Origin of the sequence: Micromonospora sp. CA-246542, from assembly GCF_050942905.1 — a bacterium.
In the GTDB taxonomy this organism is placed as follows: Bacteria; Actinomycetota; Actinomycetes; order Mycobacteriales; family Micromonosporaceae; genus Micromonospora.
On sequence record NZ_CP192040.1, the window covers coordinates 6,761,352 to 6,775,394 of the forward strand.

At 70.8% G+C, this 14,043-nt stretch carries 13 protein-coding genes and 1 tRNA gene; 7 read left to right on the forward strand and 7 right to left on the reverse strand.

The genetic code is table 11. The annotated features are described in order from the left end of the window. Window positions 1-37: 37 nt before the first annotated feature. A complete protein-coding gene (locus ACQP0N_RS31485; protein WP_433116175.1) occupies window positions 38-523 on the reverse strand; it encodes a hypothetical protein in 486 nt (161 codons plus the stop codon). A 257-nt stretch (window positions 524-780) separates the two neighbouring features. After that, window positions 781-1,200 carry a hypothetical protein gene (locus ACQP0N_RS31490; RefSeq protein WP_433121911.1) on the reverse strand — a complete coding sequence of 140 codons (420 nt, stop codon included), beginning with the start codon at window positions 1,198-1,200 and terminating at the stop codon, window positions 781-783. Window positions 1,201-1,361: 161 nt separating this feature from the next. Here ACQP0N_RS31490 and ACQP0N_RS31495 point away from each other — a divergent pair, with 161 nt between their 5' ends. The 3 genes from ACQP0N_RS31495 to ACQP0N_RS31505 are packed head-to-tail and all read left to right on the forward strand — an operon-like array spanning window position 1,362 to window position 4,087. Further along, window positions 1,362-1,877: an Rv0361 family membrane protein gene (locus tag ACQP0N_RS31495; RefSeq protein ID WP_433121891.1), complete on the forward strand. Its 516-nt coding sequence runs from the start codon at window positions 1,362-1,364 to the stop codon at window positions 1,875-1,877. A gap of 26 nt (window positions 1,878-1,903) precedes the next feature. Next, window positions 1,904-2,881: an ArsA-related P-loop ATPase gene (locus ACQP0N_RS31500; protein WP_355052535.1), complete on the forward strand. Its 978-nt coding sequence runs from the start codon at window positions 1,904-1,906 to the stop codon at window positions 2,879-2,881. Between the two features lie 57 nt (window positions 2,882-2,938). After that, a complete protein-coding gene (locus ACQP0N_RS31505) occupies window positions 2,939-4,087 on the forward strand; it encodes an ArsA family ATPase (protein ID WP_355052536.1) in 1,149 nt (382 codons plus the stop codon). A 6-nt stretch (window positions 4,088-4,093) separates the two neighbouring features. On the opposite strand, the gene ACQP0N_RS31510 is transcribed toward ACQP0N_RS31505, so the two are convergent. After that, window positions 4,094-4,414, reverse strand: coding sequence for a WhiB family transcriptional regulator (locus tag ACQP0N_RS31510; protein ID WP_355052537.1), 321 nt, complete (start codon window positions 4,412-4,414; stop codon window positions 4,094-4,096). Window positions 4,415-4,817: 403 nt separating this feature from the next. On the opposite strand from ACQP0N_RS31510, the gene ACQP0N_RS31515 reads away from it, so the two are divergent. Continuing rightward, window positions 4,818-7,256 carry a penicillin-binding protein gene (locus ACQP0N_RS31515; protein WP_433116178.1) on the forward strand — a complete coding sequence of 813 codons (2,439 nt, stop codon included), beginning with the start codon at window positions 4,818-4,820 and terminating at the stop codon, window positions 7,254-7,256. Between the two features lie 87 nt (window positions 7,257-7,343). Here ACQP0N_RS31515 and ACQP0N_RS31520 read toward each other — a convergent pair whose 3' ends face one another. Then, a complete protein-coding gene (locus ACQP0N_RS31520) occupies window positions 7,344-7,799 on the reverse strand; it encodes a GatB/YqeY domain-containing protein (RefSeq protein WP_425730834.1) in 456 nt (151 codons plus the stop codon). 25 nt (window positions 7,800-7,824) lie between these two features. On the opposite strand from ACQP0N_RS31520, the gene ACQP0N_RS31525 reads away from it, so the two are divergent. Both ACQP0N_RS31525 and ACQP0N_RS31530 read left to right on the forward strand, forming a co-directional pair. Then, on the forward strand, window positions 7,825-8,718 hold the full coding sequence (locus tag ACQP0N_RS31525; RefSeq protein ID WP_433116180.1) for a metallophosphoesterase: 894 nt from the start codon (window positions 7,825-7,827) through the stop codon (window positions 8,716-8,718). Window positions 8,719-8,889: 171 nt separating this feature from the next. After that, window positions 8,890-8,966: transfer RNA gene (locus tag ACQP0N_RS31530), tRNA-Pro, on the forward strand. Between the two features lie 62 nt (window positions 8,967-9,028). On the opposite strand, the gene ACQP0N_RS31535 is transcribed toward ACQP0N_RS31530, so the two are convergent. Both ACQP0N_RS31535 and ACQP0N_RS31540 read right to left on the reverse strand, forming a co-directional pair. Continuing rightward, window positions 9,029-9,880, reverse strand: coding sequence for a hypothetical protein (locus tag ACQP0N_RS31535; RefSeq protein ID WP_433116182.1), 852 nt, complete (start codon window positions 9,878-9,880; stop codon window positions 9,029-9,031). A 93-nt stretch (window positions 9,881-9,973) separates the two neighbouring features. Continuing rightward, complete coding sequence (locus tag ACQP0N_RS31540; RefSeq protein WP_355052542.1) at window positions 9,974-10,447, reverse strand: hypothetical protein; 474 nt, start codon at window positions 10,445-10,447, stop codon at window positions 9,974-9,976. Window positions 10,448-10,575: 128 nt separating this feature from the next. On the opposite strand from ACQP0N_RS31540, the gene ACQP0N_RS31545 reads away from it, so the two are divergent. Next, window positions 10,576-11,859 (forward strand): MFS transporter, encoded by a 1,284-nt coding sequence (locus tag ACQP0N_RS31545; protein WP_433116184.1) that lies wholly within the window; start codon window positions 10,576-10,578, stop codon window positions 11,857-11,859. 389 nt (window positions 11,860-12,248) lie between these two features. On the opposite strand, the gene ACQP0N_RS31550 is transcribed toward ACQP0N_RS31545, so the two are convergent. Continuing rightward, window positions 12,249-13,976 carry a bifunctional metallophosphatase/5'-nucleotidase gene (locus ACQP0N_RS31550; protein WP_433116186.1) on the reverse strand — a complete coding sequence of 576 codons (1,728 nt, stop codon included), beginning with the start codon at window positions 13,974-13,976 and terminating at the stop codon, window positions 12,249-12,251. Between the last annotated feature and the right edge of the window lie 67 nt (window positions 13,977-14,043).

Genomic DNA, 14,043 nt, shown 5'->3' on the forward strand with positions numbered 1-14,043 from the left:
GGGCTCCCTCGTGGTGCGGACTTCGTCGAGGCACAGCCTACGGTCCGCTGGCCGGGCGGGGCGCGGGACGTTGCTCCGGCGTGGCCGGCAGCTCTCCACAGGGCCCCTCGTGCCCGTATCCCTGCGGGCAACGCGAGCGGTCGGGCAGCAACAGGTCGCAGAAGACCCGGTGCCGGTTGTTCTGGTCGTCCGCGTTGGACACGGTCGTCTCGCCCGCGTCCAGTTCCGGCAGGAAGCCCAGCGACACCGCGACCCGCCCGGCCAGCGTGGTCGCCGCCGCCAGATCGGGCACCCGGATCGGCAGATGGATGACGAAACCCGGCTCGTCGTCGTCCCGCAACCGCTCGACCGGTCGGTTCGACGCTCGGGCGGTCTCCGGCGGCTCCGAAACCCGGCGGTACGACCGCTCGTTGATGGGCAGGTTGCCGACCAGCCCGCCGGCCACCTCACCCGTGGACCCGAGCCGCCGTTGCCGGTCGTTGGTCGGGAACTGGGTGCGAGGGATGTTGTCCGCGTCGCGCATGAACTGCCTCCGGTCGTACCTCTCGGATCACGCTTCCGGTCGGGTTCAACCAACCGTTCCGGTCCCCCGCACCGGGACGAAGGTAGGTCCACGGGGGCGGTCCCGCCAACAGGACGCGCACGATCAGTCACCCAGAGTCACATATGTGACAGACCGGAGGCAGGAATCCCGACTGCGTCGGATGTCACCATCGGCTTCTCCGGGTCGAGAAGTGACGTACGGCGCGGTAGGGGCGACACCGAACCGGCGGTCGGCCGCTACCCTCTCGGTCGGACGGTCGCGCAGCGCCCGGCCGCCCGCTCGATCTCGCTCGGCGCCCGGGGTGGCGGCCGGGCGCCGCACCCCGGGGGAACGAGATGACCCAACCGCCCAGCGGCGACCAGGCCGGCCCGCGCGCTCTTCCGCCGGCCCACCCGGATCCCACCGGCCAGCCCCAGGCAGCGGCCAGCCCCGGGCAGTCCGACCCGACGACCTCCACCGGCCAGTCCGGCGGACCGGCCACACCGGGCCAGCCCGTCATCCCGGCCCAGCCCGGCCCGTCGGCGCAGCCCGCCCAGCCCGCCGGGGCCAGCCAGCCGGCGCTCCCCGATCAGAGCGCCGGGTCCGGCCCATCCACCCCCGGTGGGCAGCTCGCCCTCCCCGGCCAGCCCGTCCCCGGCCAGCCCGTCTCTGGTCAACCCGTCTCTGGTCAACCCGTCCCTGGTCAGCCCGTCTCTGGTCAGCCCGTCTCTTCCGGTCAGCTCGGGGCAGGGGCGTTTCCCGCGCAGCCGGGAGCGCCGGCCACCCCCGCCCCGCCCGGCGGCGTCCCCCGACCGGGGGCCCGGCCGACCCGTCGGCGCTGCCCGTCTCCCCGGGCGCGATTCCGCCGCCCCCGCCCGGCTACCCGCCGTACGCCGGCGGCGCCGAGCCGAAGAAGAAGCGCGGTCTGCTGATCGCGGCCATCGCGCTGGCCGTGATCATGGTGCTCTGCGTGGGCGGTGGCGTCGTGACGTTCCTGACCCTTCGTAACGCCGAGTCCGGCGAGGGCGCGAAGGAGCCGGCGGTCGCCGTCGACGAGTTCCTCACCGCCGTCTACAAGGATCGGGACGCCGGCAAGGCCGCCGATCACGTCTGCGCCGCCTCGCGCGACGACAAGAAGATCGCCGCCAAGGTGGCCGAGGTGGAGAAGTACGCCGCCACGTACCAGAACCCCCGGTTCAAGTGGACCACCCCGAAGGTCGACAACCAGACCGGCGACCGGGCCACCGTCTCCACCCGGATCACCATGACCACGGCCGACGAGAAGGTGGCCGACCAGGACCTGCGCTTCACCGTGGTGCAGAAGACGGGTTGGTGGGTCTGCGAGGTCGCGTGACCCGTCGCCCTGGATAGGCTCGACGGGTGCGTGCACCTGAGCGGCCGTCCGACCCGGCCGGTAGCGGATGGTCGGCCCGCCTCCACGTCGTGACCGGCAAGGGCGGCACCGGCAAGACCAGCGTGGCGGCGGCGCTGGCCCTGGCGCTGGCCGCCGGTGGCCGGCGCACCCTGCTGGTGGAGGTCGAGGGCCGGCAGGGCATCGCCCAACTCTTCGGCCTCGACCCGCTGCCGTACGAGGAGCGACACCTCGCTGACGCGCCGGACGGCGGCGAGGTGCGCGCGCTCGCGGTGGACGCCGAGGAGGCCCTGCTCGAATACCTCGACATGTTCTACAAGCTGGGCGCGGCGGGGCGGGCACTGCGCAAGCTGGGGGCCATCGACTTCGCCACCACCATCGCCCCGGGCCTGCGGGACGTGCTGCTCACCGGCAAGGTGAAGGAGGCCACGACCCGCACCTCGGGGCAGCGGCGCGCGTACGACGCCGTGGTGCTGGACGCGCCGCCCACCGGTCGGATCGGTCGTTTCCTCAACGTGACGGCCGAGACGGCCCGGCTCGCCAAGGTCGGCCCGATCAAGACCCAGAGCGACGGGGTCTCCGCGCTGCTGCGCTCCCCGATGACGGCCGTGCACGTGGTCACGCTCCTGGAGGAGATGCCGGTGCAGGAGACGGTCGACGCCATCGCCGACCTGACCTCCCTCGGCTTCGGCATCGGGAAGGTGATCGTCAACGGCGCCCGGCCCGCGTTGCCGGCCGGCCCGGCGGTCACCGCGGCGGACCTGCGGCGGGGTCTGGTCGCCGCTGGCCTGCCGGCCGATCAGGACATCGTGGCCGGATTGCACGACGAGGCACGGGACCAGCTCATCCGGCGCGAACTGGAGGATTCCCTCCGCGCCGACCTGGTGGAGCTGGGGCTGCCGATGGTCGAGCTGCCGTTGCTGCCGGACGGGGTGGACCGCACGGGCCTCGCGACCCTGGCCCAGGCCCTCGTCCACGCCGATTGACTCACACCTGAGCTCAGCACGGGCGCATGGACCGACGCGGCCCGATACGCTCGATTGGTGCCTTCCGAAGACGCGGCGCCGCAGCTGGACGTCGACCAGATCCTCGCCGACCCGGGCGTGCGGATCGTCGTGTGCTGCGGTGCCGGCGGGGTGGGAAAGACGACCACGGCCGCCGCGCTGGCGCTGCGGGCCGCCGAGCAGCACGGCCGCCGCACGGTGGTGCTCACCATCGACCCGGCCCGCCGGCTCGCCCAGTCGCTGGGCCTGACCGAGCTGGACAACACGCCCCGGCAGGTCAAGGGGATCGACGTCGAGGCCAGCGGCGGTGAGCTACACGCCATGATGCTGGACATGAAGCGCACCTTCGACGACGTGGTGCTCCAGCACACCGACCCGACGAAGGCCGCGGAGATCTTCGCGAACCCGTTCTACCAGGCCATGAGCTCGACATTCGCCGGCACCCAGGAGTACATGGCGATGGAGAAGCTGGGCCAGTTGCACGCGCGCGGCGAGTGGGACCTGATCGTGGTGGACACCCCGCCGTCCCGCTCGGCGCTGGACTTCCTGGACGCGCCGGCCCGACTCTCCCGCTTCCTCGACGGTCGGATGCTGCGCCTGCTGCTGGCTCCGGCGCGCAGTGGCGGGCGGAGCATGTTCAGCCTGGTCACGGCGTCGTTCGGGATGTTCTCGAAGGTGGTGCAGAAGGTTCTCGGCGCGCAGCTGCTCACCGACCTGTCCGGCTTCGTGGCCGCCCTCGACTCGATGTTCGGGGGCTTCCGGCAGCGGGCCGAGCAGACGTATCGGATCCTCCAGGCGGGGGAGACGGCCTTCCTGCTGGTCGCGACGCCGGAGCCGGACGCGGTCCGGGAGGCCGCCTACTTCGCGGGCCGCCTGCGCGAGGAGAAGATGCCGCTCGCCGGCCTGGTGCTCAACCGGGTGCACCGCCCGGTGGTTCCGAAGCTGGACGCCGAGCGGAGTCGCGCCGCCGCGGAGCGGCTGGCCGAGCTGGGTGGACACGAGGGCACCGCCGACGTGCTGCGGGCGCACGCGGCGCTGGCGCGTCAGGCGGTACGCGAGCAGCAGGTCGCCGCGCGGTTCACCGAGGCGTTCCCGGCGGTGCCGGCGGTGTCGGTGACGGCGCAGCCCGCCGACGTGCACGACGTCGACGGGCTACGGACGATCGGCGCGGCGATCAGCCGGTCGTGAGCGGCGTCAGGTTGCCGCGGTGACCAGGATCTTGTCCTTGCCGGCCTGGTCCTTGCTGTTCTTCTTCATCGCTGCCTCGAACATCTTGCGCCAGCTCGTCACCTGCGGGTGACGACGCAGCAACGCTCGGCGTTCCCGTTCGGTCATACCGCCCCACACACCGAACTCGATCCGGTTGTCCAGCGCGTCGGCCAGGCACTCGTACCGAACTGGGCAGCTCCGGCAGATCCGCTTGGCCACGTTCTGTTCGGCGCCCTGTACGAACAACGCGTCCGGGTCCCCGTTCTGACACGCCGCCAGCGACGGCCAGTCAGTGATCATGCCCATGTGTACTCGTCCCCCCTTGCAGTACCTACCGACCTCGTTGCACGGCAGCCGGCAATTTCCCCCCGATCGCCCGGCTCGCCTTCCCCAAGGCGGCGCGGACGACATGTGGCGCTGTCGCCGCCATCATCATGCTCCGTAGTCGACCGATTACGCAACGTTGTCGGCGAAATCCATCATTCCGGACACTCCCGGCTTCCCGGGCTCTCGACCGCCGGTTACCCCGCCGAGGTCCACGAAAACGCTGCGCCGCCTCTACCGAACGGAGGAGACTCACGCCGATCACACGCAACCTCGTACCGGGGGTCATGCGTTTAGCACAACGAGGGCAGCGCGCGCAGGAAATGGGGAAAGACGCCCAGGTGCCCCTCGTTCCCTACTCGCGTACCATGCCGAGGTGACCTGGATGCGGAAACGTGACCACAATGTGCTGACCAACGCCGCATCGCTGCTCATATGTGGCCTGTTGGCTGGCGTGGTGGTCGCTGCGGCGGCCTTCCCCGCGGTGGCGATGTCCGGACTGGCCGCGAAGGCCGGCGCCGAGACATTCGGCAACCTGCCAACGGAGCTGACGGTGGCCCGCGCGCCACAGATCAGCTACCTGTTGGCCTCGGACGGCAAGACACCGCTTGCGACGATGTACGACGAGAACCGCCGCGACGTGAAGCACGCCGACATCTCGCCGTACATGATCAAGGCCATCATCGCGGCCGAGGACCACGACTTCTACAAGCACAACGGCGTCGACATCAACGGCGTCGCCCGCGCGTTCGTCAACAACCAGAACGAGAGCGCCGGCCGCCAGGGCGCCTCGACGCTGACCATGCAGTACGTCCGGCTGGCGATCGCCTACTCGGCCACCCACCCGGCCGACGTGGTGGCGGCGACCGAGGACACCAGCGCCCGCAAGCTCCGCGAGATGCGCCTCGCCCTGCAGGTCGACAAGGAGTTCTCCAAGGACGAGATCCTGACCCGCTACCTCAACCTCGCCTCGTTCGGCAATGGCGCGTACGGCATCTACGCGGCCAGCCAGGTCTACTTCGGCAAGCCGCCGAGCAAGCTGAAGATCGAGGAAGCCGCGCTGCTGGCCGGCATGGTCAAGGCCCCGACGACGAACGACCCGACCACCAAGAGCGGTTACCCGCTGGCGCTGGACCGTCGTAACTACGTCATCCAGAACATGGTCGACACGAAGGCCATCACCCAGCAGGAGGCGGACGCCGCCAAGGCGGTCAAGCTGAAGGTCCAGGACAAGCGCACCCCGAACGGCTGCGTCGCCACCAACGTCAACGAGTGGGGCTTTTTCTGCGACTACTTCTACCGCTGGTGGATGCAGCAGCCGACGTTCGGCTCGACGCCGTACGACCGTGAGCGCCGGCTCAAGAGCGGCGGCTACACCGTTGTGACGTCGATCGACGTGCAGGCGCAGAAGGGCGCGGACAAGGCGGTCCGCAAGGCCAAGAGCGTGAACAGCAAGGAAGCCGCCATGGTCGCCGTGGTCGAGCCGGGCACCGGCCGGGTGCGGGCGCTGGCGGTCAACCGGCAGTTCAAGCTGGACGATCCGAAGAACCCGAAGAACAAGATCTCGAGCGATCCGGCGAAGAGCAAGCGGGGCATCAAGGGCAACTACCCGGCGACGGTCAACCCGCTGCTCACTGGCGGTGACGGCATCGCCGGCTACCAGGCCGGCTCGACCTTCAAGATCTTCACGATCGTGGCGGCCCTGGAGAAGGGCATCCCGCTCAGCTACTCGATGAACGCGCCGCAGCAGTTCAAGTCGGAGTACATCATCGACAGCAGCAGTGAGGCCGCCTGCCCCGGCACCCACTTCTACTGCCCGACCAACTCCGGCAAGAAGGCCGGTGGCGTGCAGAACATGTGGACCGCGTTCGCCCAGTCGGTCAACACCTACTTCGTGCCGCTACAGCAGCAGGTCGGCGCGGAGAACGTGGTCGACGTCGCCAAGCGGGCCGGCATCCAGTTCCGGGCCAGCAACGACGCCAAGTTCGCCGCCACCAAGGATGCGGCCCACCAGTGGGGCGCCTTCACCCTGGGCGTCTCCTCCACCACGCCGCTGGACCTGGCCAACGCGTACGCGACCCTCGCGGCGGACGGCAAGTACTGCGAGCCGATCCCGGTGCAGGAGATCCGCGACCCGGAGGGCAAGAAGCTGGACATCGCCAACCCGCGCTGCGAGAAGCGGTTCAGCACCGAGGTGGCCCGCGCCGCCGTCGACGCCGCCCGCTGCCCGGTCGGCGACAACTCCAAGACCAGCAAGTGCGGCAGCAGCCGTACGGCCGCCGCGGTGAAGGGCATCGTCGACGCGCCGGTGGCCGGCAAGTCCGGCACCACCGACTCCGAGAAGACCGCCGCGCTGGTCGCGATGACCAAGCAGTACGCGGTGGCCGGCATCATGGCCGACCCGGACTGGCCGCAGACGAACGTCAAGATGAAGCACTCCGAGAAGGACGGCATCAACCCGCCGGTGTACGAGACGCTGCGGGACGCCATGAAGAACAAACCGCGCGTCAACTTCGAACCCCCGGGCCAGAAGATCTCCGAGGGTGACCAGCGCAGCATCCCCGACGTGAAGTGCCAGCCGGTCGACACCGCGAAGTCCCGGATCAAGGGCGCGGGCTTCGAGCCGGTCGTGTCCGAAACGAAGGTGGCGTCGTCCTGCCCGGCGGGCACTGCCGCCGGCACCAGCCCGGACGGGCGCACCATCAAGGGCGGCGTGGTCACCATCCAGATCAGCACCGGCGCCGGCGGCACTCCGCCGGACAGCAACAAGCCGGGGCAGCCCGGCAACCCGCCCGGCCGACCCGGTAACCGTCCGGGCGGCTGAGGCCCGGCGACACCTGCGAACGGGCGGGCACCCTCTCTCGGGGGTGCCCGCCCGTTGCGTTGGGTCGAACCGGAGCCGCGTGGCGGATCAGAGGCCGAGCTGTCGCCGTACCTCGGCGGCCACCCGACCCCCCTCGGCCTGGCCGGCCACCGCGGCCTGGGCCGCCTTCATGGCCGGGCCCATCTGGGCCTTCCCGGTGAAGCCGCCCGCGGCGAGCGCCCCCGCGACCAGGTCGGTCAGCTCGGCATCCGAGAGCTGCTTGGGCAGGTAGCGGTCCAGCACCTCGCCCTCGGCGGTCTCCTTGGCGGCCTGCTCGGCGCGGCCCGCGTCGGCGAAGGCGGTGGCCGCCTCCCGGCGCTTCTTGGCCTCCTTGGTCAACACCGCGAGCACCTCGTCATCGGTGAGCTCGCGCTTGGCCTTGCCGGCCACCTCGGCGGTGCCGACGGCGGCCAGGGCCATCCGCAGCGTGGAGGTCGTCAGCTCGTCGCGCGCCTTGAGCGCGGAACGCATGTCGGCGGTGAGGCGGTCCTTCAGCGTGCTCATGGACGGTCAAACTACCCTGAACGCCATGCGAAAGCGCACACTATTCCGCCTCGCCGCCGGAACCGCAGCGGTTGGAGCGACCACCCTCGCGTACGCGTCGCTCATCGAGCGCAACATGTTCACCCTGCGGCGGTACGACGTGCCGATGCTCCCGGCCGACGCGGAGCCGCTGCGTGTGCTGCACCTGTCGGACCTGCACATGATGCCCGACCAGGCGCGCAAGCAGCGCTGGGTGGCGTCGCTGGCCGCCCTCGACCCCGACCTGGTGGTGGTGACCGGCGACAACATGGCGCACCCCGGGGCGGTGCCGGGCGTGCTGCGGGCGCTGCAACCGCTGCTGGACTACCCGGGCGCGTTCGTGTTCGGGTCCAACGACTACACCGGGCCGGTGCTGAAGAACCCCTTCAGCTACTTCCTGCCCGACCGGGAGTACACCGAGGGCGTCGAGCTGCCCTACGAGGAGCTACGCCAGGTCTTCACCGGCGCCGGCTGGGCAGACCTGAACAACGCCCGGACGAGCCTCAAGGCCGGCGGTCGGGAGCTGGACCTCGTCGGCGTCGACGACCCGCACATCGACCGGGACGACTACCCGGCCGTGTCGGGTCGGGTGGCGTCCTCCGCCGACCTGTCCATCGCCGTGACGCACTCCCCCGAACCGCGGGTGCTCGACCAGATGGCCGCCGACGGCTTCGGCCTCCTGCTGGCCGGGCACACCCACGGCGGGCAGGTCTGCGTCCCGGGGTACGGGGCGCTGGTCACCAACTGCGGCCTGCCCCGCTCGATGGCGCGCGGGCTGCACCGGTGGCCCGGCTCGGACTCGTGGCTGCACGTCTCCGCCGGCCTCGGCACCCACCCGACGGCCCCGGTCCGCTTCGCCTGCCCACCGGAGGCGAGCATCCTGACCCTCATCCCCCGCTAGGCTTGATCGACTCGACGTTGATCCACTCGACTTCCCGCAAACCGGCCCATCCACCCGGACCGGACACCGCGCTCTCAGGGAAGGCGAGTCGATCATCCCGGTCGGGCTCAGGCGGCGGGGGTACCGAGTTTGACCATCGGAGCGGGTGGGCTACTATTTGTCGGCACGCCTCGGGGTGTGGCGCAGCTTGGTAGCGCGCTTCGTTCGGGACGAAGAGGTCGTCGGTTCGAATCCGGCCACCCCGACCAGAGGTAAGAGGGCACATCCGATCGATCGGATGTGCCCTCTGCGTATGTCGTCAGGCCGCGACCTATCGACGTATCAACGCCTCGATACCCCGCAGTCGTTCGGCCAGTTCCGCTGCCGCCGACTGCGCGGACGCCAATGGCGGACCGAGTTGGGCGAGCTTTTGCACGTCCCGCAGCACCCGGGACTTCTGAATCGGCCGGTCCCGCGTCAGTTCCCGGACAAGGCGGTGCAGGAAGGCCATGTCGAGGTCACCCAATGTGAGTTGGTCGAAGGCGGCGGCCGTCCGATCGACCAGTTCGTGTGTCTCGGTCAACATCTGGTCGGCCAGCCCTGGCCTCCGCGCGGCCGGCAGAGCGGTCAGGGCGGTCCCGGCCGTCGCCCAGGCGTCCCGCAGGCCGGACACGGTTGCCGGCAGGTGCCCGAGGACCACCGAGTAGAGCGGCCACGTGGCGGCGAGCAGTTGCAACTGCCCGGCCAGCGCCGTCGCGTGATCGGGCACGAACGGCAGCATCTGAGCCCCGAGGATCACGTGTTGGAGATTGACGTCGTGCATGCCCTGCACGGCAGGGCCCGCCGCCGGTGCGGTGGCGGTGAGCGCCTCGGCGTACTCACGGGCCTCCCGTACGGCCTCGATCAGCTCCTCGCTGGCCAACCACTCCTGCCGGTACGACTCCTCACCGGCGACCAACTGTTGGATCACGACCAGCGCGATCGGCAACCCGAGTGCGGCGGTCGCCAGCGACGAGGCGACGTTCGTCAGGAACGGCCGGTCGGACCAGAAGCCCTCCCGATCCCCGAGCCATCCCGCTGCCAGCACCACCACGCCGACAGCCCAGGACACGAGCGCGAGCAACCGGACCGTTGGGCTGGCCGCCCGCCACGAGATCGGGATTCGGTTCTGTCGAGGTCGCACGCCCACCCCTGACGGAAACTGTGGTCGTCAGACGGCCGGAGCGTACGGCCAGCACCGTGACCGACAGCACCCCGAGTCGGGAGACGGACACCGTCAGTCGTGTCGCTCGGTGCGCTCGATCTCGCTGAACGCGGCGGCCAGGTAGTCGGCCAGCGGCGCACCCGTCACCGCCAACAGATCGGCCACGAGCAGCGGAGCATGCCGCGCCAGGGCGGACGCGCCGGGAGGCGAGTCGTCGCCCTCGGGGTCGTACACCCCCAACGCGCCAGCCAACAGTACGAGCACCACGTGCGGGTCCACATCCGAACGCCAGCGCGCCGCGTCCTGCACGCAGCGTGCCAGAACCTGGCGGATGTCGTCGCCGTCCAAGCCGTCCGGGTGGCTCTCCTCCAGCAGGAGCCGGACCACCGTGCCGAGCACCAGCCCGGACCGCTCGTCGGCCGCCAGGTCGTCCACCGTCTCGTCGTACGCCTGGCCGTCGCGGGCCTGGGCGGCGGCGACGGCTGCCGTGGCGGTCACCGCGATGGCGCGGGCGGACGCGGGCAGGTGTCGCCAGGTGCCGGTCATCGGGCCAGCATCGCAGACCGGGCCGACACCGGCGGACGTCGTGGCATTGGTCACGCCGCGCCGGGGGCAGCGCGACGTTGGTCCAAAACGGTTCGCATGCGTCACACCCACCGAACAGAATGCCGGACATGTTGCGCCGCGCCCTGCCTCGCCGTCCAGAAGCCCGCCGTATGCTCCTCGGCACCCTGCTGTCGGCGATCGGGCGTGGCCTGACCCTGCCGTTCCTGTTCATCTACCTGACCGACGTGCGAGGGCTCACCGACACCCGCGCCGGACTGGTGATCGGCTGGTACGGCGTCGTCACCCTGGCGCTGTCACCGCTGGGCGGGACGCTGATCGACCGGATCGGGGCGCGCCGGGTGGTGGTGCCATGCCTGGTGATCGAGGCGATCGGCACCGGTTCGCTGGCGCTGGTCCACTCGACCGGCTCGGCCCTGCTCGTGATGACGGTGATCGCCATCGGCAGCTCGGCGATCTGGTCCGGCGGGAACACGATCCTCGCGTCGCTCACCGACGACGGCGAACGGCAACGCGTCTTCGGTCTGAACTTCGCGCTGCTCAACCTCGGCATCGGCATCGGCGGGATGACCTCCGGGGCGATCGTCGACACGGCGCGTCCCGACACCTTCCAGACGATCTATCTGCTGGACGCGATCAGCTATCTGATGCCGGCCCTGATCCTGCTGACCCTGCCGGGCGTCGGCCACCGACTCGGTCACCGCTCGGCCGACGCCGGGCCGTCGAGCGGGGGCTACCTGACGGTGCTGCGGGACCGCCCGTTCCGCCGGCTCGTGATCTTCGGCCTGGTCCTCACCACCTGCGGGTACGCCCAGGTCGAGGTCGGATTCGCCGCGTACGCCATACGGGTCGCCGAGGTGAACCCCCGCGTCGTCGCCTGGGCGCTCGCGGGCAACACGGTGACGATCGTGCTCGCCCAACTCCTGGTCATCCGCCGGATCGAGGGCCGCAGCCGCACCGGCGCGCTCGCCGTGGTCGGGGCGGTGTTCGCCGCCGCCTGGCTGGTCCTCGGTGTCGCCGGCGTCGTCAGCACCGGCAACGCCCTGGTGGCCGCCCTGTGCGTGGTGGCCTGTTCGGCGATCTTCGGTTTCGGCGAGACGCTGCTGTCGCCGGTGATGCCGGCGCTCACCAACGCCCTGGCAACCGACGAGCTGCGCGGCAGGTACAACGCCATGAGTTCGATGATCTTCGGCATCAGCGGGGTGATCGGTCCGGTGACCGCCGGCCCGCTCATCGGCGCGGCGAACGGCATGGTCTGGGTGGCGGTCGTCGTCGGCGGCTGCCTGGCCGCTTCACTCATCGCGCTCTCGCTACGCCGGCTGCTCACCGTCGAGCAGGACGGCCGCGTGACGATCGTTCCGCCCACGCCCACCCCGGCACCCGCCTCCGCCTGACCCGCACCCGTGGGCGCCCCGGGCCTCCCCGCCCGGCGGGCTGCGCCGCTCGCATCCGCAGGCACCCCCCGACCCGGCGAGCAACCCGGCGTCCCCGCGCCCGGTGAGCACCCCTTCGGCCACCCCCGCAACTTCACCGATGCTGCTGCCTCCGCCGCGTCGGAGACGGCAACATCCCCGATACTGCGCGGATTTTGGCCGCACTCCGCGCTTGATCGTGCTCGATCCTGGATGTAGTGGCATCCCTGCACTCGCAGGCCACTACATCCATGATCGAGCGTGATCTTGCGGCACAGACCGCGTCCGGCCGCACAGGCAGCGCGGGGCCGCCGGGGACGGGTCGGGCCCCGGAGCGTCCGCTCCGGGGCCCGACGTCGCGGGGTCGGCCGTCAGGCGGCGGGAACCTCGGCGGTGGTGCGGATACGGTCGAGCGCGGGGGCGGAGACCGGCGACTGCGCGGTCAGGTACGCCACCAGAGCGTCCAGGTCGATCTGGCCGGTGACCTGGTTGGTGCCGCCGGTGAGGGCGCTGAAGCCGTCGCCGCCGCCGGCCAGGAAGTTGTTCACCGTCACCCGGTAGGTGGCGGCCGGGTCGACGGCGGTGCCGCCGATGGTGAGGCTGCCCCGGACCACACGGGTGCCGGCGCACGGGTCGGCCGCGGTGGCGCTGGTGCCGTTGAGGTCGACCACGTACCGCAGGGTGGAGGACGGGTACAGCGTCCGTCCGGTGACGAACTGCTGCTCCAGGACACAGTAGAGCTGCGCCCCGGTCAGGTCGAGGGTCACCAGGTTGTTGGCGAACGGCTGCACCGTGAACGCCTCTCCGTAGGTGACCGGTCCGGCGTCCAGGGCGGCCCGGACACCGCCCGGGTTCATGAGCGCGGCGACCGCGCCCTGCTCGTCGTCGGTTGCGGCGAGCTGGGCGTCGGCGATCACGTTGCCGATCGGCGACTCCCCACACGAGTTGGGCACCTGCGCCGAACAGGTGCCGAGCAGGTTCTCCTGCGTCGCCGACAGTGCCGTCGCGGTCACGCCGACCTGGCGGTCGGCGACCGGGCCGAGCACGGTCTTGTAGCGGTCGATCAGGGCGGTCTGCTTCGGGTCCTTGGCGACGTCCCGGGTGACGACCACGTTGTTCGCGGCGGCGGAGATCACGTCGCCGCTGCGCCGGTCGATCTTGAGGTCGATGTCGGTGACGAGGCGGCCGAAGGAGCTGGCGCTGGTGACCAGCTTGCCGTTGATGTCGCAGTTATACGCCTGGTGGGTGTGACCGCTGACCACCACATCGATCGACGGGTCCATCCGGTTGGCGATGTCCACGATGGGCCCGGTCATGCCGACGCAGTCGTTGATGCCACCGGTCGCCGCCTGGGCGCCGCCCTCGTGCAGGAGCACGACGATGGTCTGTACGCCCTTACGGCGCAGCTCGCGGGCGTACCGGTTGGCGGTCTCCGCCTCGTCGGCGAAGGTGAGACCGGCGACGCCCTGCTGGCTGACGATCTGCGGGGTGCCCTCCAGGGTCATCCCGATGAAGCCGACCTTGACGCCCTGCACCTTGTGGATCGCGTACGGCGCCATGAGCGGCTTGCCGGTGGCGGTCTTGAAGGCGTTGGCGGAGAGGTACTTGAAGCCGGCACCCCGGTACGGGGTGCCGTCGGCGCAGCCGTCCACCGGGTGGCAGCCACCGTTCTGGATGCGCAGCAGCTCGGCGGCGCCCTCGTCGAACTCGTGGTTGCCGACGCTGGCGTAGTCCAGACCGGCCATGCTCAGCGCCTCGATGGTCGGCTCGTCGTGGAACGCGGCGGAGAGCAGCGGCGACGCGCCGATCAGGTCGCCGGCGGCGACGGTGATGGTGTTCGTCTTCTTCGCGGCGGCGCGCAGCTCGGCCAGGTGGGTCGCGAGGTATTCGACGCCGCCCGCGGTCTGGCCGGCGATGGTGCCGCTGGAGCCGCTCGGCGGTTCGAGGTTGCCGTGGAAGTCGTTGAGAGCCAGCAGGGTGACGTCGACCGGCTTCGGTCGCGCGTCGGCCTGCTCGGGGGTGGTGGCGACCGCGCCGAGCGCTGCCACCGCGAGCGCGGTCAGGCCGACAGCGGCCCGACGCATCCCGGGTACGGACATGGAACTCCTCGTGAGAATCGACGCGTGCGGTGCCCGGCCTGTGGGTCGACCGGGCCGCCGACCGACA

Bases quoted from the DNA above. Each gene is read 5' to 3' on its own strand.
- ACQP0N_RS31485 (WP_433116175.1), bottom strand. From the start codon at position 523: ATGCGCGACGCGGACAACATCCCTCGCACCCAGTTCCCGACCAACGAC.
- ACQP0N_RS31510 (WP_355052537.1), bottom strand. From the start codon at position 4,414: ATGGGCATGATCACTGACTGGCCGTCGCTGGCGGCGTGTCAGAACGGG.
- ACQP0N_RS31515 (WP_433116178.1), top strand. From the start codon at position 4,818: ATGCGGAAACGTGACCACAATGTGCTGACCAACGCCGCATCGCTGCTC.
- ACQP0N_RS31520 (WP_425730834.1), bottom strand. From the start codon at position 7,799: ATGAGCACGCTGAAGGACCGCCTCACCGCCGACATGCGTTCCGCGCTC.
- ACQP0N_RS31525 (WP_433116180.1), top strand. From the start codon at position 7,825: ATGCGAAAGCGCACACTATTCCGCCTCGCCGCCGGAACCGCAGCGGTT.
- ACQP0N_RS31540 (WP_355052542.1), bottom strand. From the start codon at position 10,447: ATGACCGGCACCTGGCGACACCTGCCCGCGTCCGCCCGCGCCATCGCG.
- ACQP0N_RS31545 (WP_433116184.1), top strand. From the start codon at position 10,576: ATGTTGCGCCGCGCCCTGCCTCGCCGTCCAGAAGCCCGCCGTATGCTC.
- ACQP0N_RS31550 (WP_433116186.1), bottom strand. From the start codon at position 13,976: ATGTCCGTACCCGGGATGCGTCGGGCCGCTGTCGGCCTGACCGCGCTC.